Genomic DNA, 25264 nt, shown 5'->3' on the forward strand with positions numbered 1-25264 from the left:
GAAAGGAGAAGCTGTTTATGATTCGCATTTTGACTGATTCCACTGCTGATTTTCCCGCAAGTGAAGCCGCCGCCCTGGGGCTGCGTGTTGTCCCCTTGCAGGTGAACTTCGGCGACGAGCATTACCGTGACGGCATTGACCTGACACCCGAAGCCTTTTTTGAAATGCTGGAACAAGCGCCCAAACTTCCCACCACAAGCCAGCCCAGCCCGGAATTGTTCCTGAACGAATTTGAGGATGCCAAGGCAGCGGGCGACGAGGTGATCTGTGTCCTTCTGGCAGGCTTTTTGTCCGGCACGGTGCAAAGTGCGCAAATTGCCAAAGCCGAAGCCGAATACGACGGCATTTACATCGTGGACAGCAAAACGGCCACCCTGGCGGAACAGCTTCTTGTGCGCCGTGCCATTCAGCGAGTCCAGCAGGGGTTCACCGCACCGGAAATCGTTGCGGACCTGGAGCAGGCCCGGGAAAACCTGCACCTCTTTGCACTGGTGGACACACTGAAATATCTTCATAAGGGCGGCCGTTTGCCCACCGCGGCTGCGATTGCCGGCGGTTTGCTGGGCATCAAACCCGTCATCGGTCTGCAGAACGAAAAGCTGGGAATGGCGGACAAAGCGCGCGGCCTGCCGGGCGCCTATGTGGCCATCTTCAAGCAGATCGACAAAGTGGGCGGCATTGACGAGGAGTGGCCCGTCTGCGTGGGCTACACCGGAAAGAAGCAAGGTGTGGAGCCCTTTATGCGCTATGTGACCAACAATCTGCATCTGCAGAAACCGCTTCTGTTCCCCATCGGTCCGGTCATCGGCACCCACGCCGGTCCCGGCGCCTGCGGCATTGCGTTTTTTGCTCATCCGGAACAGTAAATCAAAAAACGGGAGAGGCTCTCGCCTCTCCCGTTTTTTTACTTATTTCTTGATCTTCGTCAACAGGCTGTTGATGTATCCCTTTGCATTGGCAGGCACTTTGTTGCCCATCAGAGTGAGAATGTTCTCCAGAGTCATGCCCTTGATCATTCCCATCATGTTTTTCATGCTCTTGCCCATTCCGCTGCCGGCGCCCAGTTTCTCAAAGAGCTCCATCAGAACCTTGGCACCTTCCTCATTGGCCATAATGGTACCCAGCTTCTCTTTGATGGACAGGTAGCCTTCCGGGAACTCCATCTTCACTTCGTTGCCCAGCTCGTCGAACCAGTTGCCCGCTTCGGTCTCCTCCTGCGGCAGGACATAGCTCTCATTGGGTTTGTCCACACCGTTCAGAGAAATGGTGTCATCCGGTGCACCGGCGGCCTTGGCCGTCACCGTGTTGGCACCGTTCTGCAGCGCGACCTCATGGAACACGCACATGTGGTCCACCGCCTGCTGCGTGCCGACCTCAGCGCCATTCACAAACAGGGTGACCTCCGGGCAGTTGGTGTACACGATCACGTCGCGCTGGCCCGGCGCACGGTCCACAAAGCGGGAACCGCACACATGCACCATGGGCTCTGTGGTCCAGTATGCCTTGTAAATGAAGAACGCGTCTTTCTTGATCTTGCGGTCGTAAGTGACCAGACCTTTGTTGTTCCGGCCTTTGCAGCCGCCCTCATCACGGGCATCCGCCGCAAAGTCGAACATATTCCAAACGTGCGTGCTCCACAAATACGGACGGGTGGCAAAGGTCTTCAGCATTTCGTGATGATAATATGCCTGATACTCCTCGGTATAATCGTGGCTCTCCGGCTTGGCAGTATGCCAGGTCAGAATGGCCTCGGCGCCGTACTCGGAAACGCCCACGGGACGGTCCGGATTCTTTCTGTGGAACTCATCCAGCCAGGGGCCATTTTCGGATACATCGCCCACATACCAGCCGAAATAGTGGTTGTAGCTCTGCACATCGGTGATGTACACATGCTCGGAGTCCATCGGCACCATGGAAACCTGCGCCATCGTGGTCAGGCGGCTGGGGTCCAGCTTTTTGGCCAGCGCATTCAGCTCGCACAGGTTCTGATACAGCGCCTCGCTCTCACCGGCGATGGTGATCTCGTTGGAGATGCCCCAGAAGAAAATGGAAGGATGGTTGTAGTTCTGCGAAATCAGCTCCGTCATCTGGCTGAGCGTATTGGCTTTGGCGTCTTCGCCTTCGCGGAACACGCTGATGAAGGGGATTTCCGCCCACAGCACCAGACCATTCTTATCGCACAGATCATAGAAAGGCTGTGCGTGCTGATAATGCGCCAGGCGAATGGTGTTGGCGCCCACTTCCTTGATCAGCGCCACATCTTCCGCGTGCTCTGCTTCGCTGATGGCCCAGCCCATGTCCAGACGGTCCTGATGACGGGCAACACCGTGCAGAGGATAGCTTTTTCCGTTCAGGAAGAAGCCGTTTTCCGGGTCCACGTGGAAGCCGCGGTAACCGTAGTTGACAACGATCTCATCGCTGACTTCGCCGTCCTTCAGCAGGCTGACATGCGCAGTATACAGATAGGGATCGGGCAGGCCGTTCCACAGATGCGGATTCTCCACATCCAGAACCACCACCGTATGCTCTTCCGCCGCCGCGGTCTCGCGGGCAACCTCATTGCCTTCGGCATCTTTCAAAACGCACTGCACCAGGCAGCCGTCTGCGTTCACGGGGAACGCGTCAATGCGGGTCTTGCCTGCTGCATGGGGCGTTACAAATACGCCGTTGGTGCCGCATTTCATCAAATCGAAGTGCGCGGGCTCTGCCTCGATAAAGCTCACGTTACGGTACAGGCCGCCGAAGAAGGTGAAGTCCGCCTGCTGCGGATACACGTCGCACTCCTCATTGGTCACGTCCACAACCAGCTCATTGCCGTCCGCCTTCAAAACGTCGGTCAGGTCAAAACGGAAGGTGGAAAAACCGCCTTTGTGGGTGCCCAGCTCTTTTCCGTTGCAGCTGACGGTGGCCACGTGGTTGGCGCCGTCAAACTGAATGTACTGGCGTTTTCCCGCGGTGGGCGCAGGCAGCTGCAGCTTATAGATTCCGTGGCCGCGCCAGTAATCGCTGCCGCCGTCCTGTCCGTCCAGATTGTTCCAGGTGTGCGGCAGGGTCACTGCAGCAAATTCCTCTCCCTGTTTTGCGAACAGGGCTTTGTTCAAAATAGTCTGTGTGCGCATAAATTTTTTCCTTTCTTTCATCGTGAAGACTCACACCGCAGAAAGCTCCGCGGTGTGAGGAGGTGTCTTACATGTGTGTATCCCACATGCCGCAGAACGCATCCACGGGGTCGGTGCCGGTAAACTCGCTTTCACCGCACAGTTTTTCCACCAGCGCATCCAGCGTGTCGTCTTTGGCGTCGTAGGCGTTGACATAGGTGCGGGCCTGCGGCACGTCCGCCAGCAGGAAGGGATGGCCCACGCTGGCCACCACCACCGGCAGTTCGTGCACATACCAGGGAATCTCTCCGCCGCCTTTGCTCATGGCCCAGGCCACGCGCTCGCAGGTCTGGCCCATGCCGTTCACTTCGCCCAGCGTCAGCACCAGGTCCTGTTTTGCCACGAAGTCTTTGATGGGCGTTTTGCCGGCAAAATACACCATCAGGGCACGCATCATCTCGGCGCCCGGGTCTTCGGCCTTCTCGCCGTCTTTCGCAGCCTGCGCCGCCTTGGCTGCCGCTTCTTTCTGCAGTTTCGACACGGGATCTTCATAGATCTCCACTTCAAATCCGCGCTGTTTCAGGCGTTCCGCCACTTTTTCAGCCGTCGTGGGGCCCTTGCCGCCTTTCATCAAAGCGAAAATTCCGCCGCCGGAAGCGCCCTTGGCCGGCACGATCATGATGCGTTTGTATTTTTCCGGAGTAATCGGGAACACATTGTCCTTGTTTTTCACCAGTGTCACAGCCCGCTCGCTGACCTCGCGCGCCATGGCCTTGTGCTCGTCACAGCCCACGATGCGTGCCACATCCTCACGGGGCGGCATGATCTCCGTGGGATCTTTTTTGTGCAGTCCCAGACGGGCTTTCAGGCCCAGAATGCGCTCCAGAGCCTCCTGCAGGCGCTCTTCGGTGATGATGCCTTTCTTGTATCCGTCCATCATATAGCCGAAATCTTCATCCATATCGTTGAAGAACAGGAACATGTCGCAGCCCGCAGCAATGGCACGCGGCAGAACGTCGCAGCGCTTCATCATGCAGGTCAGGCCCACCATGTGAGACGCGTCGGTCAGGATCATACCGTTGAAGCCCAGTTCCTTGCGGAGCAGGCCCTGCAGCAGTTCCGGGCTGAGAGTGGCGGGCATGATGTCTTCGTCTTTGATGGAAGGATTGATTTTACGGGTCCAGGCGGGCTGCATGATGTGGCCTGCCATCACAGCCTCCAAACCGCAGTCGATCAGGCCTTTGTACACTTTTCCGTAAGTGGCCATCCAGGTATCGCAGTCCGCGCTGTTAACACTGGGGACAGGTGCTGGTCACGCTCGTCAATGCCGTCGCCGGGGAAGTGCTTGGCCGCACAGCCGAAGCCGGCATTCTCGTGTGTGCCTTTAAAGTAAGCCTGCGTCATGCGCGCCACCACATCCGGGTCATTGGAGAAGCAGCGTTTCGAGATAACGGGGTTGCGCCAGTTCTGGTTGATGTCCGACAGCGGAGCAAAGCTCAGGTTGCAGCCGATGGCCGCAGCCTCTTTGTTGGCGATCCGGCCCATCTCATAGGCATATTTTTCATCGCCGGTCGCGCCGATCTTCACCGGCATACCGATTTCCGTGCCATCGGTGCAGGCGCCGTTTCCGCCGCCCTCGGTGTTGCAGGCAATGATCAGAGGAATTTTCGCATTCTCCTGCAAAATGCGGTTCTGCTCATAAATCTCGTCCGATTTTCCCGGATTGTAACGCACGCCACCAATGTGGTATTTCTGTACGCTCTCTTTCAGATAGCTTTCCTCACGGGAAGAACCCATGTTAAAAAACAGCTGTCCGATTTTCTCTTCCAGCGTCATGCCGGCGATCGTGTTCTTTACCCACGCTACGCCTTCGTCATCCAGAAAAAACGGATTTGCTCTCAAATCTACCATGTGAACATCCTCCTTTAATCAACCAGTTTCACTCCGTCCGGGTGTCGCCCCCGGTTTTCTACACTTTAATAATATCGGATTTTTCAAAGAGCAATGAGAAAATTATTTGCAACATCCGTAATTTTTTTGCTATTTTTTAAAAAAGCGAAAATTTTATCTTCACAATCTCTGGAAATTCCAGTAAAAGGCGGGTATAGTAAGCATAGAAAAAGCTGTCTGAGGTGAAATTATGCTTAAAATGCAGCAGCATGTGCTCAATTCCTTTGCGGAACTGGTTCAGGTGATGCTGGACACCAGTTTTATCTATGTAGACCGGCAGTTGGTGCCCGATGAGATCTATGAGCCCAACTATATGCCTCCTCTTCTGAAAGAGCGTTTTCGCGACCTTCTGTTCGGCGGCCTTCTGTTTGAATGTGAACCCGCCAGCAGCACTACCGGTCCTTTTTTCATTTATGAAGTTGGCCTTGCCTGTGATACGCGCATCGCTGTTTTATGTCTACCGGAACGGGAAGGTTTTGTGCTGATCGGCCCCTATCTGCCCGATGCTGCCAGCACTTCTTCTCTGGAAGAACTTTTGACCGACGCCGGGATTCCCCTTTCTCAGAAAAGTGCTTACAGTACTTATCTGAACACGCTGCCTGTTTTGGATCACTCGCGGCTTTACGTCGTGTTTTCCGCGCTGGTTTCCAGCGCGTACCAAAAGGATCTGGAGCACACGTTCCGGGGATTTGACATCTCACCGGAACATCCGGCCCCCTGCCCTGTATTCGAAGAGGATACTTTGCAGCTGCGGGCCGAAACCCTGGAAAAGCGTTATGCGGATGAGCAAAAGCTGCTGAACCTGGTCATCAAAGGCGATTTGGACGCCGTCTACAGTCTCGGAGTGAAGAATTTCTCTCTGGAGCGCGTTTCCAACAAGCTGCGCAACGAAAAAAACCTGATGATTATTTTAAATACTCTGCTGCGTAAAAGCCTGGAAACCGCTCACGTTCACCCGCTTTATATCGACGCCATCAGCGGTAAATGGGCTGTCCGAATTGAGAACACCGACAAAATCAGCCAGCTGGACACGCTCTCCCGTGACATGATTCGGGATTACTGCCGGGAGGTGCAGCACCACAGCCTGGCCAATTATACGCCCAATGTGCGCGCCATGATCAACTACGTGAATTTTAATCTGAATGATCCGGAATTGAGTTTAAAGAAAATTTCCGAGCATCTGGGCGTAAACGCCAGCTATTTATCGCAGCACTTCAACAAAGAAGTAGGCTGCAGCCTTCCGGAATACATCACCGACAAACGCATCAGCCAGGCCAAGCAGCTGCTGTCCGGCAATTCCAATCTGAGCATTAACCAGATTGCATCCGCCACCGGCTTCACAGATGTAAACTACTTCACCAAGGTATTTAAAAAGCAAATGGGATGTACCCCTACCATGTTCCGCAAGCAATAAAATAGTAAATTTGCCCATTTAATTCTAAAAATAGCAAAGAATTTACCCGTTCAATAAAATAAGTCCTCACGCTTATGATTCAAAAATGGTATTCTGAACTCGTTCGGTAAGCGCACCAGACAGGTGCACCCAAAAATTGAATCTTGGGAGAAGGAGACAACATTATGGCACACAATACCAATGCTTCTGTGCGGCCGTTCGGCATCCGCGACAAGATCGGATACATGTTCGGCGACTTCGGAAATGACTTTACTTTCATTCTTTCCTCCACGTTCCTCATGAAATTCTACACGGACGTCATGGGTGTGGAAGGTTGGATCGTGGGCGTCGTCTATGATGGTTGCGCGCATTGTCGACGCTTTCACCGACGTTACGATGGGCCGCATTTGCGATTCCAGCAAGATGACTCCCGTCGGCAAATTCAAACCGTGGATCCACCGTATGTGCGGCCCTGTGGCGATCGTCTCATTCCTGATTTACCAGAGCGCTTTCGCCGGCATGCCCATGAACTTCAAAATCGGCTGGCTGTTTGTTACATACATTCTGTGGGGATCCATTTTCTACACTTCTATCAATATCCCCTACGGCTCGATGGCGTCTGCTATCTCGGCTGATCCGGGCGACCGCCAGTCTCTGTCCACGTTCCGCACCATGGGTGCGACGCTTGCAGGCGTTGTCATTGGCGCGGGCGTACCGATGATCGCATACGATAAAGTTGACGGCAACAGTGTGCTGAACGGCGGCCGGTTCACCCTTATTGCAGGTGTGTTCTCCATCGGTGCGGTCATCTGCTAGCTGCTGTGCTATTCGCTCACCACCGAGCGCGTGCGCCCCGAGATCGATCCGAACGCTCAGAAAGCCTCCATCGGTCACATGCTGCGCAGCATCATTACCAACCGCGCGCTGGTTTCCATCATCGCTGCCGCTATTCTGATGCTTCTGTCCCAGCTCACGCTCACCGGAATGGCTAACTACGTATTCCCGAACTACTATTCTGCGCCGGACGTTCAGTCTCTGTCCTCTCTGCTTACAATGGCTCTCACCTTTGTGATTGCGGCTGTGGCCAAACCCATCGCCGTTAAGATCGGCAAACGCGAGATGAGCATCATCGCCAGCTTCATTTCTGTCATCGGTCTGGTGGCCGCGTTCATTGTGCGTCCCCAGAACGTATGGGTTTTCGTTGTGTTCTACATGTTCGCCTATCTGGGCATTGCCATGTTCAGCATGTTCTGCTGGGCGCTCATCACCGACGTTATCGACTACTCCGAGCTGAAGAACGGCGTGCGCGAGGACGGCACAGTGTATGCTGTTTACTCCTTTGCCCGTAAACTCGGCCAGGCCGCTTTCTCCGGTCTCACCGGCGCCCTGCTGTCCCTCGTCGGTTACACCGCCGCCACTGCTTATGAGCCGGATGTGCTCGAAGGCGTATTCAACATCTCCACCATCGTTCCTGCTGTTGGCTTCTTGCTGCTGGGCCTGGTTCTGCTGCTCTGGTATCCGCTTGATAAGAAAACAGTTGACGCCAACGTAATCGCTCTGAAGAAAAAACACGGCGAACTGTAATCGGAGGGTTTCTCATGGCTGAGATCTTTGATACCTTTGAAAAAAGACATGATTTTCTGATTTGTGTTGATTCGGACGGCTGCGCCATGGACACCATGGACATCAAACACTTCCGTTGTTTTGGCCCCTGCATGGTACACGAGTGGGAGCTGGAGCAATGGCAGGAGCCGATTCTCGCCCGCTGGAACGAGATCAATCTGTACAGCATGACCCGCGGTGTCAACCGATTCAAGGGTCTGGCCATCGCCCTGGCCGAAATCGACCAGCAATACAAAACCATTCCGGGCCTTTCCGATCTGACCGGATGGGTGGACCAGACCAAAGCGCTGTCCAACAGCGCTTTGGAACAGGCAATCCGTGAAACCGGCAGCGAATGCCTGCAAAAGGCTTTGCATTGGTCTCAGCAAGTCAACGCCAGCATCAATCAGCTGGACGAATCCCTGAAAAAGCCGTTTGACGGTGCCAGCCAGGGACTGGCCGCAGCAGCGGAATTTGCCGATGTGGCCGTCGTCTCCAGCGCCAACCGGGATGCCGTGCTGGAAGAGTGGGGCAAATATGGCCTTCTGGATCACGTGGATCTGGTTTTGGCACAGGATGCCGGTTCCAAACAACACTGCATTGCCATGCTTCTGGAAAAAGGGTATGCGCCGGACCACGTTCTGATGGTGGGCGACGCTCCCGGCGACCGTGCAGCCGCACAGACCAACGGAGTGTACTTCTACCCCATTCTGGTCAAAAAAGAAGCCGCTTCCTGGCAGGAGTTCTGCGAGAAAGCGACGGACCATCTGCGCAGCGAAAGCTACGCAGCTTATGGTGAAAAAAAGCTGGATGAATTCTTAAAAAATCTGGGTGGCTGATGCCGCCCGCCCAAAGCGCCTGATTTCAGGCGCTTTTTTCATGCCTGCGGGTCGGTTCCGAAATATTGACAGATGGCCTGATAATACGCCTGCGCCGCACGCTGGCATCCCTCTGGCGAAGCCCAGTTCTCCACGTCCTGTCCATTGGTGACAAAGCCCTGCTCCACCAATACAGCAGGACAGGGTGCCTTTTCCAACACGCCAAAGCTTTTCAGTTCCCGCACGCGATCATCGGAACTGTCCACCAGAATTTTCCGCTTTCCCTCATAGTAGGCAAAGCGGATCCCGTTGGTACCGCGCAGCCGGTGCCCGGCGGTTTCCATCTGCTGTGCAATGCACTGGGCAAACGCCATGGATTCCTGTGCCCACACGCGCCCCGGCGGCGGCGGGAAACACTCAAAGCCGTGCGAATCACTGTCTCCGTCGCTGTTTCCATGAATGCTTAAAAACAGGCATGCCTTGTTTTCCGCCGCGTTTTGTACGCGCTGGTCCACCGTATATTTTTCACCGTTGGGGCGAGTGCGCACCGGAATATAGTTCCCGTCCAATGCCAGCAGGTTGTACAAAGCATCCACCGTTTGCTCGCACAGCACCACCTCGTCCAGATATCCCTCTGCACCGGTATCCATTCCCCCGTGGCCCGCATCCAGTGCAATGGTATAGGGCGGTTGTGTGGGCATCTCATAATCCGCATTTACCTCCACGCTGCGGCGGGTGCCGGCCCAAAGCAGCATCAAAAGGAGGACGGCTACCGCCATTCCCCACGCCCAAAGCGGCGGTTTTGCACGCCGATGATGACGGCGCTGAAATGAACCCATTCTCATATCCGGCCTCATTGTGCGGCAGCCATACCAAGTTCCGTCAGGCTGCCAAAAGTATATCCCATCTCTTCCCATTTGCTCAAAAGCTCATCCAAAATCTGTGCATTGGTCGCACTGGTCGAGTGCAGCAGAACAATGGCGCCGTCGTGGGTGCGGGGCAGCAGCTTTTCGAACGCAGTCTCCCGGTCCGGCTGACTGTCTGTGTTCCAATCCACATAAGCCAGGCTCCACAAAACGGTTTTATAGCCCATTTCTTTGGCCCACACCAGATTTTCATCGCTGAATTTTCCTTCGGGCGGACGGTAAAAACGCTGCATAGCCTGCCCGGTCACCTGCTGAAAGATCTGTTCCACGTCCTGCAATTCCTTTTCAAAGGTGGCTCGGTCGGTTTGCGACAAATCGGGATGGTGCCAGGTGTGATTTCCCACCAGGTGCCCCTCTTCCACCATGCGTTTTACCAGATCCGGATTTTCCTGAATATAGGTTCCCACCACAAAAAAGGCCGCCGGCGCATTGTGTTTCTTCAGCGCATCCAAAATCGGGGCCGTGTTTCCATTTTCATACCCTGCGTCAAAGGTGATATACAGACGATTTTCACCCTGCGGCGCACAATAATATGCGTCATAAGGCGCCAATTCTTCCGGTGTCAGTTCCGCACTGGGCGGCTGATGTTCCTCCTGAAAGGACAGCCCCCAGGCGTGGCTTTCCACCGCAGTCGCCTGTGGTTCTGCTCCCCACGCGAGGCCGCCCGCCGCCGACGCCAGAATCAATGCCAACATCCCGGTCAAAACCCGATGCGTGGTCTGTTTTTTCATGCAGTAAAACATGGTGTATCCCCCCCTCATGCAAGCATATGAGGCGATGGATGCACGGTATGCCGCCGCGCTGGGAAAAAGCTCCTGTTTTATTCGAAGCTTCTGTGCGCACAATAAGCGCATGGAGGTGTTTTGCATGCAACCCGAAAAAAGAGCAAGCCATCATTTTTCCAAAAACAGCCACTATGCAAACCACTTTGGCGGTGCGCAAAACGCTCGCGTGGACCCGGCCAGGAACATGCGGGATTTGGGATACGAAGACGACATGCCCGCAGAGTGGCTTCCGGCCACGTATGAAAGCGGCTGCTTTCCCGGATGGAATGACGAACTGCCCGGAGATCCTGACTGAAAGGCTCCCTGTGCGAAATGAAAAAAGGACGGCGCTGTGCGCCGTCCTTTTTTCATTTCTTATTGGGCCGGTTGCAAAGGTCCAGCACCCGCCCGGCCTGCTTTACGTTCAACAGGAACCAGGCATTGCGCTGAATGTTCCGGAAAGGCAGATCGCCCACCATTGCATGTGCAACCTTTTGATTCACCTGTGCATGCGGCGAAAAATGCAGCGTTTTCCGGGTCATGACTCGAGCGGCTGATGCCAGCATCCGTGCCAGTTTTGACTCGTTCATCTGCCGCAGCGGTGTATTGCGGTCGTACTCGCCCGGGTGCGGCAGCGCATTGTTCTGCGGCGGACGGCTGTGCACCCCGTAAAAGGCAGCGTCCGAAAAGCGATTGTCGGAAAACGCGCCGTAAGGTCCATCCGCACTTTGGGCATACAGCGGCATGACCGCTTCTCCCGATACCAGTACCGCTTTGCGCAGAGGCAGATCCCGGCTGGAAGCGCCGGCACAGATTTCGTACTGCCCGGCCTCCACCACGAAACGATGCTGAACCGGATCGTAAAACGCCAGACGATCCCGCGGCACGGAGATCTCCACCTGCCGCTCCTCGCCCGGCTTCAGGCTTACCCGTGCAAAGCCCACCAGGACCCGCACCGGCCGGTGCACCGACGAATGCGGACAGCCCGCATAGATCTGTACGATTTCATCGCCTGCCCGGTCACCGACATTGGCGAGGCGGACTTTCACCAGAAGCTCGCCGTTCTTTCCAGTGTCCACATGCAGATCCCGGTAAACAAACCGTGTATAAGACAAGCCGTATCCAAAGGGGAACCGCACCGCCTGCCCTGCTTTATCATAATAGCGATATCCTACATAAATGCTCTCATTGTATGTGACGACCCGGGGGCCCATGGGGAAATAACGGGCACTGGGGTTATCCTCCAGCCGAAGCGGCCAGGTTTCGGACAATTTGCCCGAAGGGCACGCTTCCCCGAACAAAAGGCGGTACGTCGCCTCGCCCAGTCCTTCGCCGCCCAGAACGGTATAGAGAACTGCACGCACCTGATCCAGCCAGGGAACTTCCATGGGGCTTCCCCCTGCCAGGACCACCACCAGATTGGGGTTTGCCTCCGCCAGTTTTTCCAGAAGGTGCGTCTGATTTTCCGGCAAACGCATATGGGTACGGTCAAAGCCTTCGCTTTCGTACAAATCGGTCAGGCCCATGAAGTAAACCACGGTCTGCGCCGTGCGGGCATAGCGGACCGCCTGCTCCTCCAGCTCTGCGTCCGGCCGGGTGTGCTCGGTGCGATAGCCGGGCGCATAGTTGATATAGGCCCAGCCCCGCTGCGCCATAGCGCCGGTGAATCCCATCGGAGCGTGCGCATTGACCACACTGGAACCACCGCCCTGATAGCGGCCCGTACCGGCAGCCAGCGCCCCGATCACTGCCAGATTACTCTGTTTTTCCAGCGGCAGAATGCCGTCGTTCTTCAGCAGCACCGCAGATTTTTCACAGGCTTTTTCCGCCAAACTTCGATGAGCCGCCTGATGATAGGGCGTGCGGGGTTTGTGCGCATAAGCTGCCACCAGGCGCAGTACGTTTTTCACCGCCGCATCCAGTGCCTGCTCCGAAAGGCGGCCCTCCTGCACAGCCCGTACCACGTCTTCATCGGTGGCTCCGCCCGAATACGGCATCTCCAGATCCAGCCCTGCAGCCACGCCGGCAGCACGGTCGTCCACCGCTCCCCAGTCGCTCATCACAAGGCCTTCAAATCCCCACTCCCGGCGCAAAATGTCTGTCAGCAGCATTTTGTTCTGGCTGGCATACACTCCGTTGATCCGGTTGTAACTGCACATCACGGTGGCGGGTTTTCCCTCTTTCACCGCGATCTCAAAGGGCTTGAGATAAATTTCCCGCAGCGCGCGCTCATCCACTTCCGCCGAAATGGTCATGCGCAGTGTCTCCTGATTGTTGACCGCAAAGTGCTTCAGGCTGGCGCCCACGCCCCGCTTCTGGATGCCGCGGATCATGGCCGCGCCCATCTTGCCTGCGGCCAGCGGATCTTCGGAAAAGTATTCAAAATTGCGGCCGCCCAGCGGGCTGCGTTTGATATTGACGCCGGGCCCCAGCAGAACGCCCACGCCGTGCGAACGGCATTCCTCGGCAATGGCCGCACCCACCTGTTCGGCCAGTTCCTCGTCCCAGGAACAGGCCAGCGCCGCGGCCGTGGGAAAACAAGTGGCTTTCACACTGTGGCCGCCGTTTTCCTTTGCATTTTTCAAATCTTCCTTACGCAGGCCGTGCGGGCCGTCGCTCAAACGCAGCGGCCACACGCCTTTGTCCGGAAGCGGTTTTGTCTGCCAGAAATCCCGCCCGCTCATCAGGCTCGCCTTCTCTTTCAGGGTCAGGCGCTTTACAAAGGCATCCAATTGACGTTCCGTCATTGTGCAGTTCCTCCCAAATGGTTTCGGGTCATCGGCCCTTGATCTTCTCCCAGTAAGCTTTGGCCGCCTGCTCGGTCTTATTCTCGCCGTACTCATAATACTTTGTGCCCACCAGGGCGTCAGGCAGATACTGCTGCGCCACCCAGTGGTTGGGGTAGTCGTGCGGATAAAGATAATGCTGTCCCTTGTTCTGGTTGTCTTCCCCGTCAAAATGACAGTTCTGCAGCTGCCGCGGAACCGGACCGCCCCGCCCTTTCCGCAAGTCTTCCATCGCAGCCAGAATGGCATTGTGGGCCGAGTTGGACTTGGGTGCGGTCGCCAGCAGGATCGCCGCGTCCGCCAGAGGCAGCCTTGCCTCCGGCAGCCCCAGCTGCAGCGCACTGTCCACGCAGGCTTTTACAATGGGGATCGCCTGCGGATAAGCCAGGCCCACATCCTCCGCCGCGATCACCAAAAGCCGCCGGCAGGCCGACAGCATGTCGCCACCCTCCAGAATCCGCGCCAGATAGTGGACCGCCGCATCCGGGTCAGAGCCGCGAATGCTCTTCTGCAAGGCGGAGATGCAGTCGTAATGCATATCATCACTTTTGTCGTACCGCTGCGCCGCGCGCTGGGTCACCTGCTGCACCACCTGTTCGGTCAGCGTGCGCACACCGTCTTTTTCCGGCAGAGCTGCAGCGGCAAATTCCAAACAGCCCAGCGCTTTGCGCATATCGCCGCCGCAGGCCGAAGCCAGCAATTCCAGCGCGCCCTCCTGGGGCAGGATGGGAACGCCATCCTCTTCTCCCAGACGGTGCAGCGCATTTCGCAGCCCCTGCTGAACATCCTCCGGAGAAAGCGGTTTAAACTCAAACACGGTACAGCGTGACAAAAGCGCGTTATAAATGTAAAAATAAGGATTTTCCGTCGTGGAGGCGATCAGCGTAACCGAACCGTCCTCCAAACATTCCAGCAGACTCTGCTGCTGTTTTTTGTTCAGATACTGGATCTCGTCCAGATACAGAAGAATACCGCCCTGCGCTGCCAGCGTGCCCACATCCCCCAGCACAGCTTTGATATCCGCTGTGCCGGCGGTAGTCCCGTTGAGCTTGTGCAGGTGCATGCCGCTGTTTTCCGCAATGATGCGGGCCACCGTGGTCTTGCCCACCCCCGGCGGCCCGTAAAAAATCATATTGGGTACACGGCCCTGTTCCAGCGCACTGCGAAACACCCTGCCCGGCGCCAGCAAATGCTGCTGCCCGCACACTTCTGCCAGAGTGCGGGGACGCAGGCGGTCCGCCAACGGAGCGGCCATGGCCGTCCTCACTGGTGAATGACTGCGCTGGAGCGCCAGTCATTCATTTTCTTGGCCGCGTAGCCGTTGCCCAGGAAATAGTCGATGGCATAGACCAGACTGCGGTCCCAGAAATTCCATTCATGGACACCGTCCCACTGAATTCTGCGGTAGTACGCCAAATTCAGCTTATGCAGTGTGGCATGCAAAGAATCGTTCTGCTCTACGATGTGGTAGGGTTCAAAGTCCTGCAGGCCATTGGTCAACAAAATTTTCGGCTGGCGCTGCGGCGGAAGTTCTGCCGCCTTCTGTGCCACATAATGCAGGTTGCTCGCCTTGGGCAGCGCCAGGCTGTCGCCGAAAATAGGTGCAAACACTTCGCGCAGGCCGGGCACATTGGGGTCACGCAGCATCAGCGACAAATCCACCGCGCCGGAAAAACTGGCGCATCCGCCCCAGATATCCGGCCGCGACATGCCCAGATACAAGGCACCGTATCCGCCCATGGACAGGCCCGCGATAAAATTGCGGTCGCGCTGCATGGGGATAAAGCGGAAAATGTTGTGCAGAAGCACCGGCATCTCATCCACCAGGAACGTGCGGTAAGCGCCGCCGTACATCATGTTCTGGTAAAAAGAATTCCCGCAGTCCGGCACAATCAGCATCAGGCCATTGTCCGCAGCATACCGCGCCGCACTGGTCATCTGAAACCAGTCTTCTGCACAGTTGGTATATCCGTGCAGCAGCGTCAGACAGCCTTTGATCTGATTTCCCACTTCCGCAGGCAAGTCCGTGGGGAAATACAGTTTCACAGTGACGGTTGTCTGCAAAATCTGAGATTTCAGCTTGCAATCGATATAAGCCATTTTTGACTCCTCTTTTCCTTATTTCGAACGCGCATTCACCAGCGCGTTTATGTCATTGATTCTGTCTTTTATTATATAAGAAAGCGGGCGGATTGACAATCCGCCCGGCATGCGTTTTTTCCTTTTCGCTGTGTGTCCAAAGCCTATGTCCTGCTTTTTTCCGCACGGCAGTTGCGCACAAAAATTTCAAGGATCTGTTCCGCATCGCTCAATTGCTGTGGTGTCAGCCCGCGCAACAGCTCGGTGACCGGTGTCTGTGCCGCCAGAGAGGGGTCCGCCAGTAAAACATAGTTCGGCGTCACCTCCAGAATATCGCACAACACAAGCAAAGTCTGTACCGACAGACCCGCCTTTCCGCATTCGATCTGGCTCAAAAACTTTTCACCGATTTCTGCTTTGGCGGAAACATAGTCCTGTGTGTAATGCTTCGCCTTTCTGGCCGCTTGCAGGCGCTTTCCTATTAATTGCAGATCGTATTCCAAAAAACCACCCCTGTTCTTGAGTTTATCGTTAAAAAACGGTTTTTTAACTGTATAAAAACACGAAAGTATTGTTTTAAACAGGGATTGTTATGCAAATCACTTCGGAAATTTTTTCGGCGGTGAGAACCCGGTCAAAAAAGCCCTCTGCGCATGGCAGAATGCGCAGAGGGCTTAAAACTTGATTTATTCGTACAGGGGGAAACGCTCCGCCAGGCGCGCCACAGCCGCGCGGGTAGCCTCTTTTGTCTCTTCAAAACGGAAGGTGCAATCCGCGATGCAGTCTGCGATCACCTGCATCTCCTCACGGCCGAAGCCGCGGGTCGTCACAGCCGGTGTGCCAATCCGCACACCTGAAGTAACAAAAGGCTTCTCCGGGTCGTTGGGCACTGTGTTTTTATTGGCGGTGATATTCACCTCGTCCAGGCGAGCTTCCAGCTCCTTGCCGGTGACGCCGGTGCCGCGCAGGTCCACTGTCATCAAGTGGTTGTCCGTTCCGCCGGACACCAGTTTGACGCCCCGCGCCTGCAGCGCCTGCGCCAGAGCGCGGGCATTGTCCACAATGGCCTGCTGATAGGCCTTGAACTCCGGTTTCAGCGCTTCACCGAAGCACACCGCTTTGGCCGCGATCACATGCTCCAGCGGGCCGCCCTGCGTGCCCGGGAAAATCGCCTTGTCAATGGCTTTCGCATACTCCTGACGGCACAGGATCAAACCGCCGCGGGGGCCGCGCAAGGTCTTGTGTGTGGTGGTTGTGACCACGTCCGCCCAGGGAACCGGATTGGGATGAAGCCCTGCCGCCACCAGACCGGCAATGTGCGCCATATCCACCATAAACAGCGCGCCCACTTCCTTGGCGATGCCGGCAATGCGCTCGAAGTCAATGACGCGGGCATAGGCAGAAGCACCTGCCACGATCATTTTCGGATGATTTTCCCGCGCTTTCCGCGCCAATTCCTCATAATCCAGATAACCGTTTTCATCCACGCCATAAGAGATGAAGTGATAATTTTTGCCGCTCATATTCACCGGGCTGCCGTGGGTCAGATGACCGCCATTGGACAAATCCATGCCAAGCACCGTATCGCCTACATTCAGCAGTGCAAAATACACCGCCAGGTTGGCCTGTGCACCGGAGTGCGGCTGTACATTGGCGTGCTCGGCTCCGAACAGCTGGCAGGCGCGCTGGCGGGCGATCTCTTCCACCACGTCCACGCACTGGCATCCGCCGTAATACCGATGAGCGGGATACCCCTCCGCATATTTGTTGGTCAGAACACTTCCCATGGCCGCCATGACCGCAGGCGAGACAATGTTCTCGGACGCAATCAGCTCAATATTTCGTTTCTGGCGCTCCAGTTCCCGGCGCATGGCTGCGCCCACTTCCGGATCGCGCTGTTCCACAAATCCAATGGTATCCATCATATCCGCATACATCTGCAAAACCCCTCTCTTTGGCTGTATTGGCTTCATTATACCTTTTTTGCGGCGCGTGCACAACGCTTTTCTTGCGCGGTCAGGGCTTTTGTGCTATATTGTTCATACATTCAACGAAAGGGGAACCCCCATGCGCACAAAGGCTGATACCCGTGAGATCGTGGAGCGCCTGAAACAGGAGTATCCGGTCAGCGAATGCTCGCTGACGTATGAGGATGCCTGGCAATTGCTGGTCAGCGTCCGCCTGTCCGCTCAGTGCACGGATGCCCGGGTGAACATCGTCACAAAAGAACTGTTTGCAAAATATCCTACGCTGGAGAGCCTTGCGGCTGCCGGGCCGGACGCCATTGAGGCCATCGTGAAGCCCTGCGGTCTCGGGAAAAGCAAAGCGCGGGATTTGTACGGCATGACCAACATGCTGCTGCGTGAATACGGCGGAAAAGTTCCCAGCGAAATGGAGGAACTTTTAAAGCTGCCCGGCGTGGGCCGCAAAAGTGCCAATCTGATCCGGGGCGATATCTTCCATCTGCCTGCGGTGGTGGCGGACACACACTGCATCCGCATGGCCAACCGCATCGGCTTTGTGAACGACGACACCGATCCCGTCCATGTGGAAAAGGCGCTGGTCAAGGTCCTTCCCCCCGAGGAATCCAACGATTTCTGCCACCGCTGTGTGATGCACGGCCGTGTGGTATGCACGGCGCGCAAAGCCTATTGCGAGGCATGCTGCCTGCAGGACATCTGCCGCACCGGGCGCAAAACACTTTCTGCGAAAAATGCGAAAAAGGAGAAATCCGTATGAAACGGCTTTTATTTGCAATTCTGACGTTGGTGTTGTGCCTGGGGCTGGCCGGCTGCGGTGCTTCCTTACCGGACGGAATGGACGAAGAAAGCGTGCAGCAGGCCGCCGAGACCACCATCAGCCAGTTGGTGAACGAAGAGTATGACGCCCTGACCGATTCCATGGATGACACCATGAAAGAGGCGATTTCCGCAGAAGAATGGCCGGAAATCTGGCAGCCTCTGGCGCAGCAGCTGGGCACCTTTGTGGAAGTGGAAAAGCACACCATCGTCGGGAAGGACGGCATGGCGGTGGATGTGGCACAGGCTGCCTTTGAAAACGGCAAGCTCACCTTCACGCTGAGTTACGATTCCTCTTACCGGCTGGCCGGTCTTTACATGAAATGATGCGTTCGCCCGCGGCCCCGCCGCGGGCGTGCTTATGTGCCAAAATCGCTTAATAAAGAGGTATTTTTCTTTGGAACATACAAAATCCTTTCAAAATTCCTTTGCGGCCGGTCTGCGGGACGGAGTTCCCATCGGGCTGGGCTATTTTTCCGTCTCCATGACTTTCGGCATTCTGTGCGTGCTGGATGGCCTGCCCGTGTGGGCGGCAGTGGCCATCAGCATGACCAACCTGACCAGTGCGGGACAGTTTGCGGGACTTTCCCTGATCTGTGCCCACAGTTCTCTGTTTGAAATGGCGCTGACGCAGCTGGTCATCAACCTGCGCTATGCGCTGATGAGCCTGTCTCTGTCGCAAAAGCTGCCGCGCACCGTTCGGCTTCCCGGGCGGCTGGGTATCAGCTATTTCATTACCGATGAGATTTTTGCGGTGGCTGCCAGCCAACCCGGCGAAGTGGGCGGCCGCTATTTCAGCGGTCTGGCCATCATGCCCTATCTGGGCTGGACGCTGGGCACCCTGTGCGGCGCGGTGGCCAGTGGGCTCCTGCCCGACAGTGTGCGCAGCGCCTTCGGCATTGCGCTGTACGGCATGTTTTTGGCCATCGTCATTCCGGTGGCCCGCAAAAGCCGGGCTGTTCTGGGTGTGGTGTGTCTGGCGGTGGCGCTGAGCTGCGCGATGCGGTTCGTGCCGCTGCTGAACAGCATTTCCAGCGGATTCGCCATCATTCTGTGCACGGTGATCGCCGCCGGACTGGGTGCGGTTTTGGCACCCGTACCCGACCGAGAGGAGGAAGAGGACCATGCCGACGCATGAACTGATCGTTTACATCGCCGTCATGGCCGGCGTGACTTATTTGATCCGGATGCTCCCTATGGCGCTTCTGCGAAAAAAAATTTACAGCCGCTTTGTAAAGAGCTTTCTGTTTTACGTTCCCTATGCGGTACTGGCAGCCATGACAGTGCCCGCCATTTTTGAGAGCACGGGCAGCTTCTTCAGCGCGCTGGCCGGGTTTGCCGTGGCCGCTGTGCTGGCCTGGTGCGGCGGAAACCTGCTGGCGGTAGCACTGGCCGCCTGCGCTGCGGTATATGCGGTGGAATGGCTGCAGGGACTTTGGCGGTAAAGTGCTTGACAAGCCGCGACCCGGTGTCTATAATGATACGCGGACATAAAAACAGGGGTGCTGTGAAAGGCTGAGATGCGGTATTCCGCGAACCCTTTACCTGATCCGGATAATGCCGGCGTAGGAAGTTTCTTCTTCATAAAAGAGTGCTTTTGCGCCTGCGGTTTGACCGTGGGCGCCTTTGTTTTTATGTACTAAAAACGAGGGGGTCTTTCCATGACCAAAACCTATTCCAAAACGCGTGTTCTGGTGGAATGCGCGCTGATGATCGCCGTGGGTACCGTATTGGCGAACATCAAAATTTACACACTCCCCAACGGCGGCAGCGTCACGCTGTTCAGCATGCTTCCTTTTGTGCTGATCTCGTTCCGGCATGGCGTTAAATGGGGCCTGTTCACCGGCTTTGTCAACAGCCTTCTGCAGATGCTGCTGGGCTTCTGGGCGCCGCCTTCCCCCACCTTCTGGGCGTTTGCCGGCATGATCCTGCTGGATTATGTCATCGCCTTCACCGCCTTGGGACTTGCCTGCGTATTTGCCAAGCCCTTCTCTAACCGGATGGTGGGCGTGGGCGTCGGAACCGCGGCTGTCTGCGTCATCCGCTTCTTGTGCAGCTTTTTGTCCGGCGTGCTCATCTGGGGCAACTTGTCCGACGGCCTGCCCGCCTGGACGTACAGCCTTGGATACAACGCCAGCTACATGCTGCCGGAAACCATCCTGACTACGGTGGCCGCCGTGCTTCTTGCCCGGTTTGCCCCCAAACTCTTCACAGCAGAATAACCAAAAACAACGCCGCAAAATTTTCACGCCTTGCGGCGTTGTTTTGTGGTAAAATAAGGATAGGAAAAGGGCAGACCGCCTTTTTCAAAACCGTGTCAAGGGAGGCTGACAGGTATGAGTAAACGCATTGTAATTTGCATCGGCAGAGAATTTGGCAGCGGCGGCCGCGAGATCGGCTGCGCGGTGGCAGAAAAGCTGGGGATCCCTTTCTATGACAAGGAAATTTTGAAAAAAGCGGCCAAAGACAGCGGCATTGTGGAAGAGCTGTTTGAAAACGCCGACGAAAAGCCTACCAACAGCTTTTTGTATACGCTGGCCATCGGCGCGCATGGCCAGGCGGTGAACAGCTTTACCAACTACAACGATTACCTCACCAACGACAAACTGTTTCTGTTCCAAACGGACGCCATCCGCAAAATGGCCGACGAGAGCTCCTGTGTGTTCATCGGGCGCTGCGCCGACTACATTCTGCGCGGCCGCAAGGACATGTTCTCCGTATTTATCCACGCGCCTCTGGAACTGCGCATCCAGCGCATCTGCCGGCTGTACAATCTGGAGGAAGACGCGGCCCGTTCCCTGATTCGAAAAACCGACCGAAGCCGCGCCAATTATCACAACTTCTATGCCGATCGGGACTGGGGTGCGGCCGGCAGCTATGATATGAGCATCAATTCCGGAAAATTCGGGGTGGATGGCGCCGTGCAGCTGATTGTCTCCGCCGCTGAAACCTTCCGTGCGCAAAACAGCCAGTAACATTTTGCAGCCGCCTGCCGGGGCGGCTGTTTTTTTGCGTTCAAGTTGTCATATTGCATAATAAAATAACTAAAACTCTATGTTTATAAAACGAAAATTGTGCATAATGCCCATTTTCACCTTGACGTGCTCTGAAATGCTTTCTATAATGCAAATGAGAGAGCAAGGCAGGTTTTGACGATGAAAAAAGACGTTACCATTCACGATGTGGCCGCTGCGGCCGGTGTGTCGGCCGGCACGGTGCACCGGGCACTTTACGGAAAGCCCGGTGTAAGCGCCGCGCTGCGCCAGGAGATTCTTCATCTGGCAGACGAAATGAACTATCAGCCCGGCCCGACCCCGGCTATGCGAAGCCGTCGAACGCACCGCATTGTCGTGGCGCTGCCCGGCTGTACGCGGGAGAATCATTTTTTCTTCTCCCGCATGTGGGACGGCTGCCGTCAGCAGCTGGAAGACCTGGCCGCTTATCATCTGGACGTGGTGGAGGCACCTTTTGACGACACGCCTGAAAACGGGTTTGCCGCCCAGCTGGCCCGGATCTTCCGCCAGTATCGCGGCGAGATCGACGGACTTCTGACCGGCGGGCGAATCTTCGAAGATTCGCTGGAAGCCTTGACGAGAGTTCTTTCCAGCGGAATTCCCACGGTACTGGTCAACGAGACTTTTCCCGGCGTTCACCCTTTGTGCACCGTGCGCACGGACTGCTTTACCGAAGGCCGCCTGGCCGCTGAATTGCTGGACGCCAGCCTCGCCCCGGGCGACAAAGTGCTGCTCTGTGCAGGCGACAGCCGCCTGTCCTCCAACCGGGACACCGTGGCAGGATTTGAGAGTCTTCTGCGGGCACGGCGTCCGCAAGTCCCCATCATCCGCATCCACGGATACAGCGGCGTGGACGGAACGTACGAGACCATCCTCCGCGCACTGGAATCAGACCCGCACATTCGCGGACTGTTCTCCGTCAATCTTCGATGCACGCTGATGCTGGCCGAAGCAGTCCGCACCTTGGGGCTTCAGCGCCGGGTGTTTGCTGTGGGCAGCGACCTTTGCGACGAAAGCGCGCAGGCCCTGCGTCAGGGCGAGCTGTTCTGCCTGATCTCCAAAAACCCGGTCGAGCAGGGACGTCTGGCCGTCAAACGGCTGACCGGCTATCTTCTTCACGGTCACAGACCGGAATCCGAAACGGAATTCCTTCGGTCGGAGCTGATTTTCCAAAGCAATCTGGAACAATTTCTGTAAAAGGAGCATGCGATTATGAGCAGGATTTTTTACGGTTGTCAAACGTATCCCTGGAAGATGAACCAGGAAAAATTCGCGGGGGATCTGCCCCACATTGCCAGCGTCACCGCGCAGGCTGGATTTCAGGGGCTTGAGGCGGAAATCTGCATGCTGGGCGATTATTTCAACGACCCGCAGCGCACCCGGGAAGTTTTGGAAGAAAACGGGTTGGAGCTTGCCGCGCTGGTTCTTCATCAGCCCTGGTGCGGCGAGGAGGAGACCCCCGAAGAAGCTGCACTTTCCGACCGCGCCATTGACTTTCTGACGCATTTTCCCCGGGCACGGCTGATGGTTTCTCACCACGCCGGCAAAGATCCCCGGCCGGAAGGCGCCGCACTGCTGCAGCGCCGCAAAAACCTGATCCGCTGCATGTCATCGGTAGCGGATCGCGCTGCAGAACGCGGCATCGTCACAGGTTATCATCCCAACTCCGCGCGCAACTCCCTGTTCCGCACCCGGGAAGATTACGACGTGCTGTTTGAACTGCTGGAAGAGACAGACGTTGGCTACATCCCGGACATCGGGCACATCGTGAACGGCGGCATGGACGCGCTGGAAATTCTGAAACTCAGCCGCCACAAGATCCGCCACGTCCATTTCAAAGACCGCATCGCGCAGGATCAGTGGGCGGTCATGGGCGAAGGCTGCATCGATTACCCCGCCATCATCCGCTATCTGGAGCAGACGGGATACGGCGGCTGGATTATGGTCGAGGACGAATCGCCCAAGGCTCTGACCGATTCGGACGCCGTGGTGCGGGCCGATGGCGCCTACATTACGCCGTACAAATGCGCTGATTAAGAAGGAGGAATCAACCATGCATCGATACACAGTCGCCGTCATGGGCCTGGGGGTCCGCGGCAAAATTCACATTCACGGTCTGCTGGAAAACCCGGACCGCTTTTCCATTGTGGGACTTTGCGACATTGATCCCGCCGTTCTGAAAAAAGTTGCAGATGACAACGGGCTTTCGGATGTGCCGCAGTTTACCGACGCAGAGGAAATGCTGGCCAAAACCCGGCCTGAAGTATTTGTGTTCGTAGTGGCGCCCAATATGCGCCTTTCCCTGATGGAACTGGGTGCCAAATACGGCGTGAAAGGCATCTCCCTGGAAAAGCCCATGGCGGAGTCTCTGCAGGAGGCAAAAGCCATGGTGGATCTGTGCAAAGAGCACCACATCAAAGCCGTTGTGTGCCACCAGCAGAAATATCTTTCTCAAATGCGCAGCCTGAAAAAGCGCATTGAGGACGGAGAAATCGGCGAGATCCGCAAGATCCATGTGGAGACGCAGGCCTGGTTCAGCCAACTGGGCACGCACTATGTGGATTACACACTGTGGGCCAACGGCGGGCACCGTGCCAAATGGGTGTGCGGACATGTGCACGGCCCCATCTGCCTGGATGACAACCACCCTGCCCCGGACTATCTGCTGGGCACCATGGAACTGGAAAACGGCGTGCACGCCTACATTGAATGCGGTTACCTCAGCGAGGCACACAATCCGCCGGAATACGGAAGCAGCGACAACCGATTGACGGTGTACGGCACCGACGGCTACGTCTACGCTGAAACCGACGGATTCTGGGGTGCCTGCACCAAGGCGACCAACGGCCGTCTGATCACCGGCAAGGACCCCGGCTGGCGCAATCATCAGCAGGTGCCCATTCAGACGCCTTACTACACCGAATATGCCGACTGGCTGGACGATGACAGCAAAGTACACTCCTGCGACATCGAAACGGCCTATCACGGCTATGAAATTCTGGAAGGCATGTGTCTGTCCGCACTGCGCAACGTGCGCGTGGACCTGCCCATCACCGACCTAAACTATGAACCGGTGATCGAAACCATGCGGCGTGAACTGCCCGAATGCGGCAGCCGCAAAATGTACATTTACGACGGCAAAACACCCCGAAAGGAGCGGGATTGACATGGAAGGAGCCTTTGAACAGGATCTTCCCATCAATGGTCATCATCTGCATGTACAGACCATCGGCAGAGGCACTCCGCTGCTTCTTCTGATGGGGCTGGGCGCTGCGGGTGACAAATGGGCGCCCAACGTGGCGGTCTATCAGGAGCATTTCCGCTGCATTCTGGTGGACAATCTGGGCGCAGGGCGCTCAGACAAGCCGCAGCAGGAGGCCTATTCCGTTGCGGAAATGGCCCGGGACGCAGCCGCCGTGCTGGATGCGCTGGGCGTCGAAAAGGCGCATGTAAACGGTATTTCCATGGGCGGCGCCATCGCGCAGGAACTGGCCATCGCCCATCCGCAGAGAGTCAAGTCCCTGATTCTGACCAGCACCTTTGCCAGTGTGTCCAACTCCTTTCGCACCGCCATTGAGACGCTGCGTGACAACATCGATGTGATGGACAAAAAAGCCTTCAAGCGGCTGAACCAATGGATGACCTTTGCACAAAAAACGCAGAACACCCGCCCTGATTTTCTTTTGGAGATGGCACAAAGCGACGCGGAATACCCCTACCCCATGCCCAGTTATGCCTACAAAGCGCAGTGCAACGCCTGCCTTGGCCACAATGCCGCCGACCGGCTGAAGAAAATCACTGCGCCTACGCTGGTGGCAGCGGGCGCCTGCGATTTGTTCGTCCCCTATGAAAAAACCATGGAGTTGTGCGAGAAAATCCCCAATGCCACGCTGTACCTGTGCAAGGATGGCGGCCATGTGCACGAATGGGAGCACCTGGAAGATTACAACCGGGTCACACTGGAATTTCTTTTGGCGCAAAACGAATAAAAAAGAGGGACTTCCCGCGGGAAGTCCCTCTTTTCAGTTGTCCCCGC

24 protein-coding genes, 1 pseudogene and 1 riboswitch are annotated in these 25264 nt (G+C 56.2%); of the genes and pseudogenes, 15 read left to right on the plus strand and 10 right to left on the minus strand.

The genetic code is table 11. The features are described 5' to 3' along the window. The first annotated feature begins 17 nt into the window (after positions 1-17). Entirely contained in the window at positions 18-866 is an 849-nt protein-coding gene (locus ACKTS9_RS05235) for a DegV family protein (RefSeq protein ID WP_349215754.1), read from the plus strand. A 42-nt stretch (positions 867-908) separates the two neighbouring features. Here ACKTS9_RS05235 and ACKTS9_RS05240 read toward each other — a convergent pair whose 3' ends face one another. From ACKTS9_RS05240 to ACKTS9_RS05250, 3 genes are all read right to left on the minus strand, one after another. Further along, positions 909-3119: a glycoside hydrolase family 2 protein gene (locus ACKTS9_RS05240; protein WP_349215752.1), complete on the minus strand. Its 2211-nt coding sequence runs from the start codon at positions 3117-3119 to the stop codon at positions 909-911. 67 nt (positions 3120-3186) lie between these two features. Continuing rightward, positions 3187-4365 (minus strand): glycoside hydrolase family 3 N-terminal domain-containing protein, encoded by a 1179-nt coding sequence (locus tag ACKTS9_RS05245; protein ID WP_407879403.1) that lies wholly within the window; start codon positions 4363-4365, stop codon positions 3187-3189. Continuing rightward, positions 4332-5009 carry a glycoside hydrolase family 3 N-terminal domain-containing protein gene (locus ACKTS9_RS05250; RefSeq protein WP_407879405.1) on the minus strand — a complete coding sequence of 226 codons (678 nt, stop codon included), beginning with the start codon at positions 5007-5009 and terminating at the stop codon, positions 4332-4334. Before ACKTS9_RS05250 ends, ACKTS9_RS05245 begins: the two co-directional genes overlap by 34 nt. A gap of 229 nt (positions 5010-5238) precedes the next feature. Between ACKTS9_RS05250 and ACKTS9_RS05255 the strand changes: the two genes are divergently transcribed. From ACKTS9_RS05255 to ACKTS9_RS05265, 3 genes and pseudogenes are all read left to right on the plus strand, one after another. Continuing rightward, the gene (locus ACKTS9_RS05255; RefSeq protein ID WP_349215748.1) at positions 5239-6462 is read left to right on the plus strand and encodes a helix-turn-helix transcriptional regulator; all 1224 of its coding nucleotides are present in this window, start codon (positions 5239-5241) and stop codon (positions 6460-6462) included. Positions 6463-6837: 375 nt separating this feature from the next. Beyond that, a pseudogene (locus tag ACKTS9_RS05260) lies at positions 6838-8025 on the plus strand (MFS transporter). 14 nt (positions 8026-8039) lie between these two features. Beyond that, positions 8040-8882 carry an HAD family hydrolase gene (locus ACKTS9_RS05265; RefSeq protein WP_349215747.1) on the plus strand — a complete coding sequence of 281 codons (843 nt, stop codon included), beginning with the start codon at positions 8040-8042 and terminating at the stop codon, positions 8880-8882. 38 nt (positions 8883-8920) lie between these two features. Here the strand turns inward: ACKTS9_RS05265 and ACKTS9_RS05270 are convergent, their stop codons facing one another. Next, positions 8921-9706, minus strand: coding sequence for an N-acetylmuramoyl-L-alanine amidase family protein (locus ACKTS9_RS05270; protein ID WP_349215746.1), 786 nt, complete (start codon positions 9704-9706; stop codon positions 8921-8923). Positions 9707-9714: 8 nt separating this feature from the next. After that, the gene (locus ACKTS9_RS05275) at positions 9715-10530 is read right to left on the minus strand and encodes a polysaccharide deacetylase family protein (RefSeq protein ID WP_349215745.1); all 816 of its coding nucleotides are present in this window, start codon (positions 10528-10530) and stop codon (positions 9715-9717) included. A 124-nt stretch (positions 10531-10654) separates the two neighbouring features. On the opposite strand from ACKTS9_RS05275, the gene ACKTS9_RS05280 reads away from it, so the two are divergent. After that, entirely contained in the window at positions 10655-10867 is a 213-nt protein-coding gene (locus ACKTS9_RS05280) for a hypothetical protein (protein WP_349215743.1), read from the plus strand. 52 nt (positions 10868-10919) lie between these two features. Here ACKTS9_RS05280 and ACKTS9_RS05285 read toward each other — a convergent pair whose 3' ends face one another. The 5 genes from ACKTS9_RS05285 to glyA all read right to left on the minus strand — a co-directional run bounded on the left by ACKTS9_RS05285 (position 10920) and on the right by glyA (position 17353). Then, positions 10920-13298: a glycoside hydrolase family 3 C-terminal domain-containing protein gene (locus tag ACKTS9_RS05285; protein WP_349215741.1), complete on the minus strand. Its 2379-nt coding sequence runs from the start codon at positions 13296-13298 to the stop codon at positions 10920-10922. A gap of 28 nt (positions 13299-13326) precedes the next feature. Then, on the minus strand, positions 13327-14592 hold the full coding sequence (locus ACKTS9_RS05290; protein ID WP_349215740.1) for a replication-associated recombination protein A: 1266 nt from the start codon (positions 14590-14592) through the stop codon (positions 13327-13329). Positions 14593-14600: 8 nt separating this feature from the next. Continuing rightward, on the minus strand, positions 14601-15437 hold the full coding sequence (locus ACKTS9_RS05295; RefSeq protein WP_349215738.1) for an alpha/beta hydrolase: 837 nt from the start codon (positions 15435-15437) through the stop codon (positions 14601-14603). A gap of 143 nt (positions 15438-15580) precedes the next feature. After that, positions 15581-15919, minus strand: a complete 339-nt coding sequence (locus ACKTS9_RS05300) for a helix-turn-helix domain-containing protein (protein ID WP_349215737.1) — start codon at positions 15917-15919, stop codon at positions 15581-15583. 183 nt (positions 15920-16102) lie between these two features. Beyond that, positions 16103-17353, minus strand: a complete 1251-nt coding sequence (glyA, locus tag ACKTS9_RS05305; RefSeq protein ID WP_349215782.1) for a serine hydroxymethyltransferase — start codon at positions 17351-17353, stop codon at positions 16103-16105. A gap of 130 nt (positions 17354-17483) precedes the next feature. Between glyA and ACKTS9_RS05310 the strand changes: the two genes are divergently transcribed. The 10 genes from ACKTS9_RS05310 (at position 17484) to ACKTS9_RS05355 (ending at position 25217) form a co-directional block, all read left to right on the plus strand. Then, positions 17484-18155 (plus strand): endonuclease III domain-containing protein, encoded by a 672-nt coding sequence (locus ACKTS9_RS05310; RefSeq protein WP_349215736.1) that lies wholly within the window; start codon positions 17484-17486, stop codon positions 18153-18155. Continuing rightward, positions 18152-18541, plus strand: coding sequence for a DUF3887 domain-containing protein (locus tag ACKTS9_RS05315; RefSeq protein WP_349215735.1), 390 nt, complete (start codon positions 18152-18154; stop codon positions 18539-18541). The genes ACKTS9_RS05310 and ACKTS9_RS05315 overlap by 4 nt, the downstream gene beginning before the upstream one ends. Before the next feature lie 70 nt (positions 18542-18611). Continuing rightward, on the plus strand, positions 18612-19352 hold the full coding sequence (locus ACKTS9_RS05320; protein WP_349215734.1) for an AzlC family ABC transporter permease: 741 nt from the start codon (positions 18612-18614) through the stop codon (positions 19350-19352). Further along, on the plus strand, positions 19339-19659 hold the full coding sequence (locus ACKTS9_RS05325) for an AzlD domain-containing protein (RefSeq protein WP_349215733.1): 321 nt from the start codon (positions 19339-19341) through the stop codon (positions 19657-19659). The genes ACKTS9_RS05320 and ACKTS9_RS05325 overlap by 14 nt, the downstream gene beginning before the upstream one ends. Positions 19660-19702: 43 nt before the next feature. Beyond that, positions 19703-19803, plus strand: a riboswitch (TPP riboswitch). Between the two features lie 72 nt (positions 19804-19875). Beyond that, a complete protein-coding gene (gene thiT, locus ACKTS9_RS05330) occupies positions 19876-20436 on the plus strand; it encodes an energy-coupled thiamine transporter ThiT (RefSeq protein ID WP_349215732.1) in 561 nt (186 codons plus the stop codon). Positions 20437-20550: 114 nt separating this feature from the next. Next, positions 20551-21189, plus strand: a complete 639-nt coding sequence (locus ACKTS9_RS05335) for an AAA family ATPase (RefSeq protein ID WP_407879414.1) — start codon at positions 20551-20553, stop codon at positions 21187-21189. A gap of 180 nt (positions 21190-21369) precedes the next feature. Further along, on the plus strand, positions 21370-22425 hold the full coding sequence (locus tag ACKTS9_RS05340) for a substrate-binding domain-containing protein (protein WP_407879416.1): 1056 nt from the start codon (positions 21370-21372) through the stop codon (positions 22423-22425). A 15-nt stretch (positions 22426-22440) separates the two neighbouring features. Then, the gene (locus ACKTS9_RS05345) at positions 22441-23265 is read left to right on the plus strand and encodes a sugar phosphate isomerase/epimerase family protein (RefSeq protein WP_349215728.1); all 825 of its coding nucleotides are present in this window, start codon (positions 22441-22443) and stop codon (positions 23263-23265) included. Between the two features lie 16 nt (positions 23266-23281). Then, positions 23282-24394: a Gfo/Idh/MocA family protein gene (locus tag ACKTS9_RS05350; protein ID WP_349215726.1), complete on the plus strand. Its 1113-nt coding sequence runs from the start codon at positions 23282-23284 to the stop codon at positions 24392-24394. Position 24395: 1 nt separating this feature from the next. Beyond that, positions 24396-25217: an alpha/beta fold hydrolase gene (locus ACKTS9_RS05355; RefSeq protein ID WP_349215725.1), complete on the plus strand. Its 822-nt coding sequence runs from the start codon at positions 24396-24398 to the stop codon at positions 25215-25217. Positions 25218-25264 lie beyond the last annotated feature (47 nt).

The organism is Owariibacterium komagatae (assembly GCF_045865535.1).
Lineage (GTDB): Bacteria > Bacillota > Clostridia > Oscillospirales > Ruminococcaceae > Ruthenibacterium > Ruthenibacterium komagatae.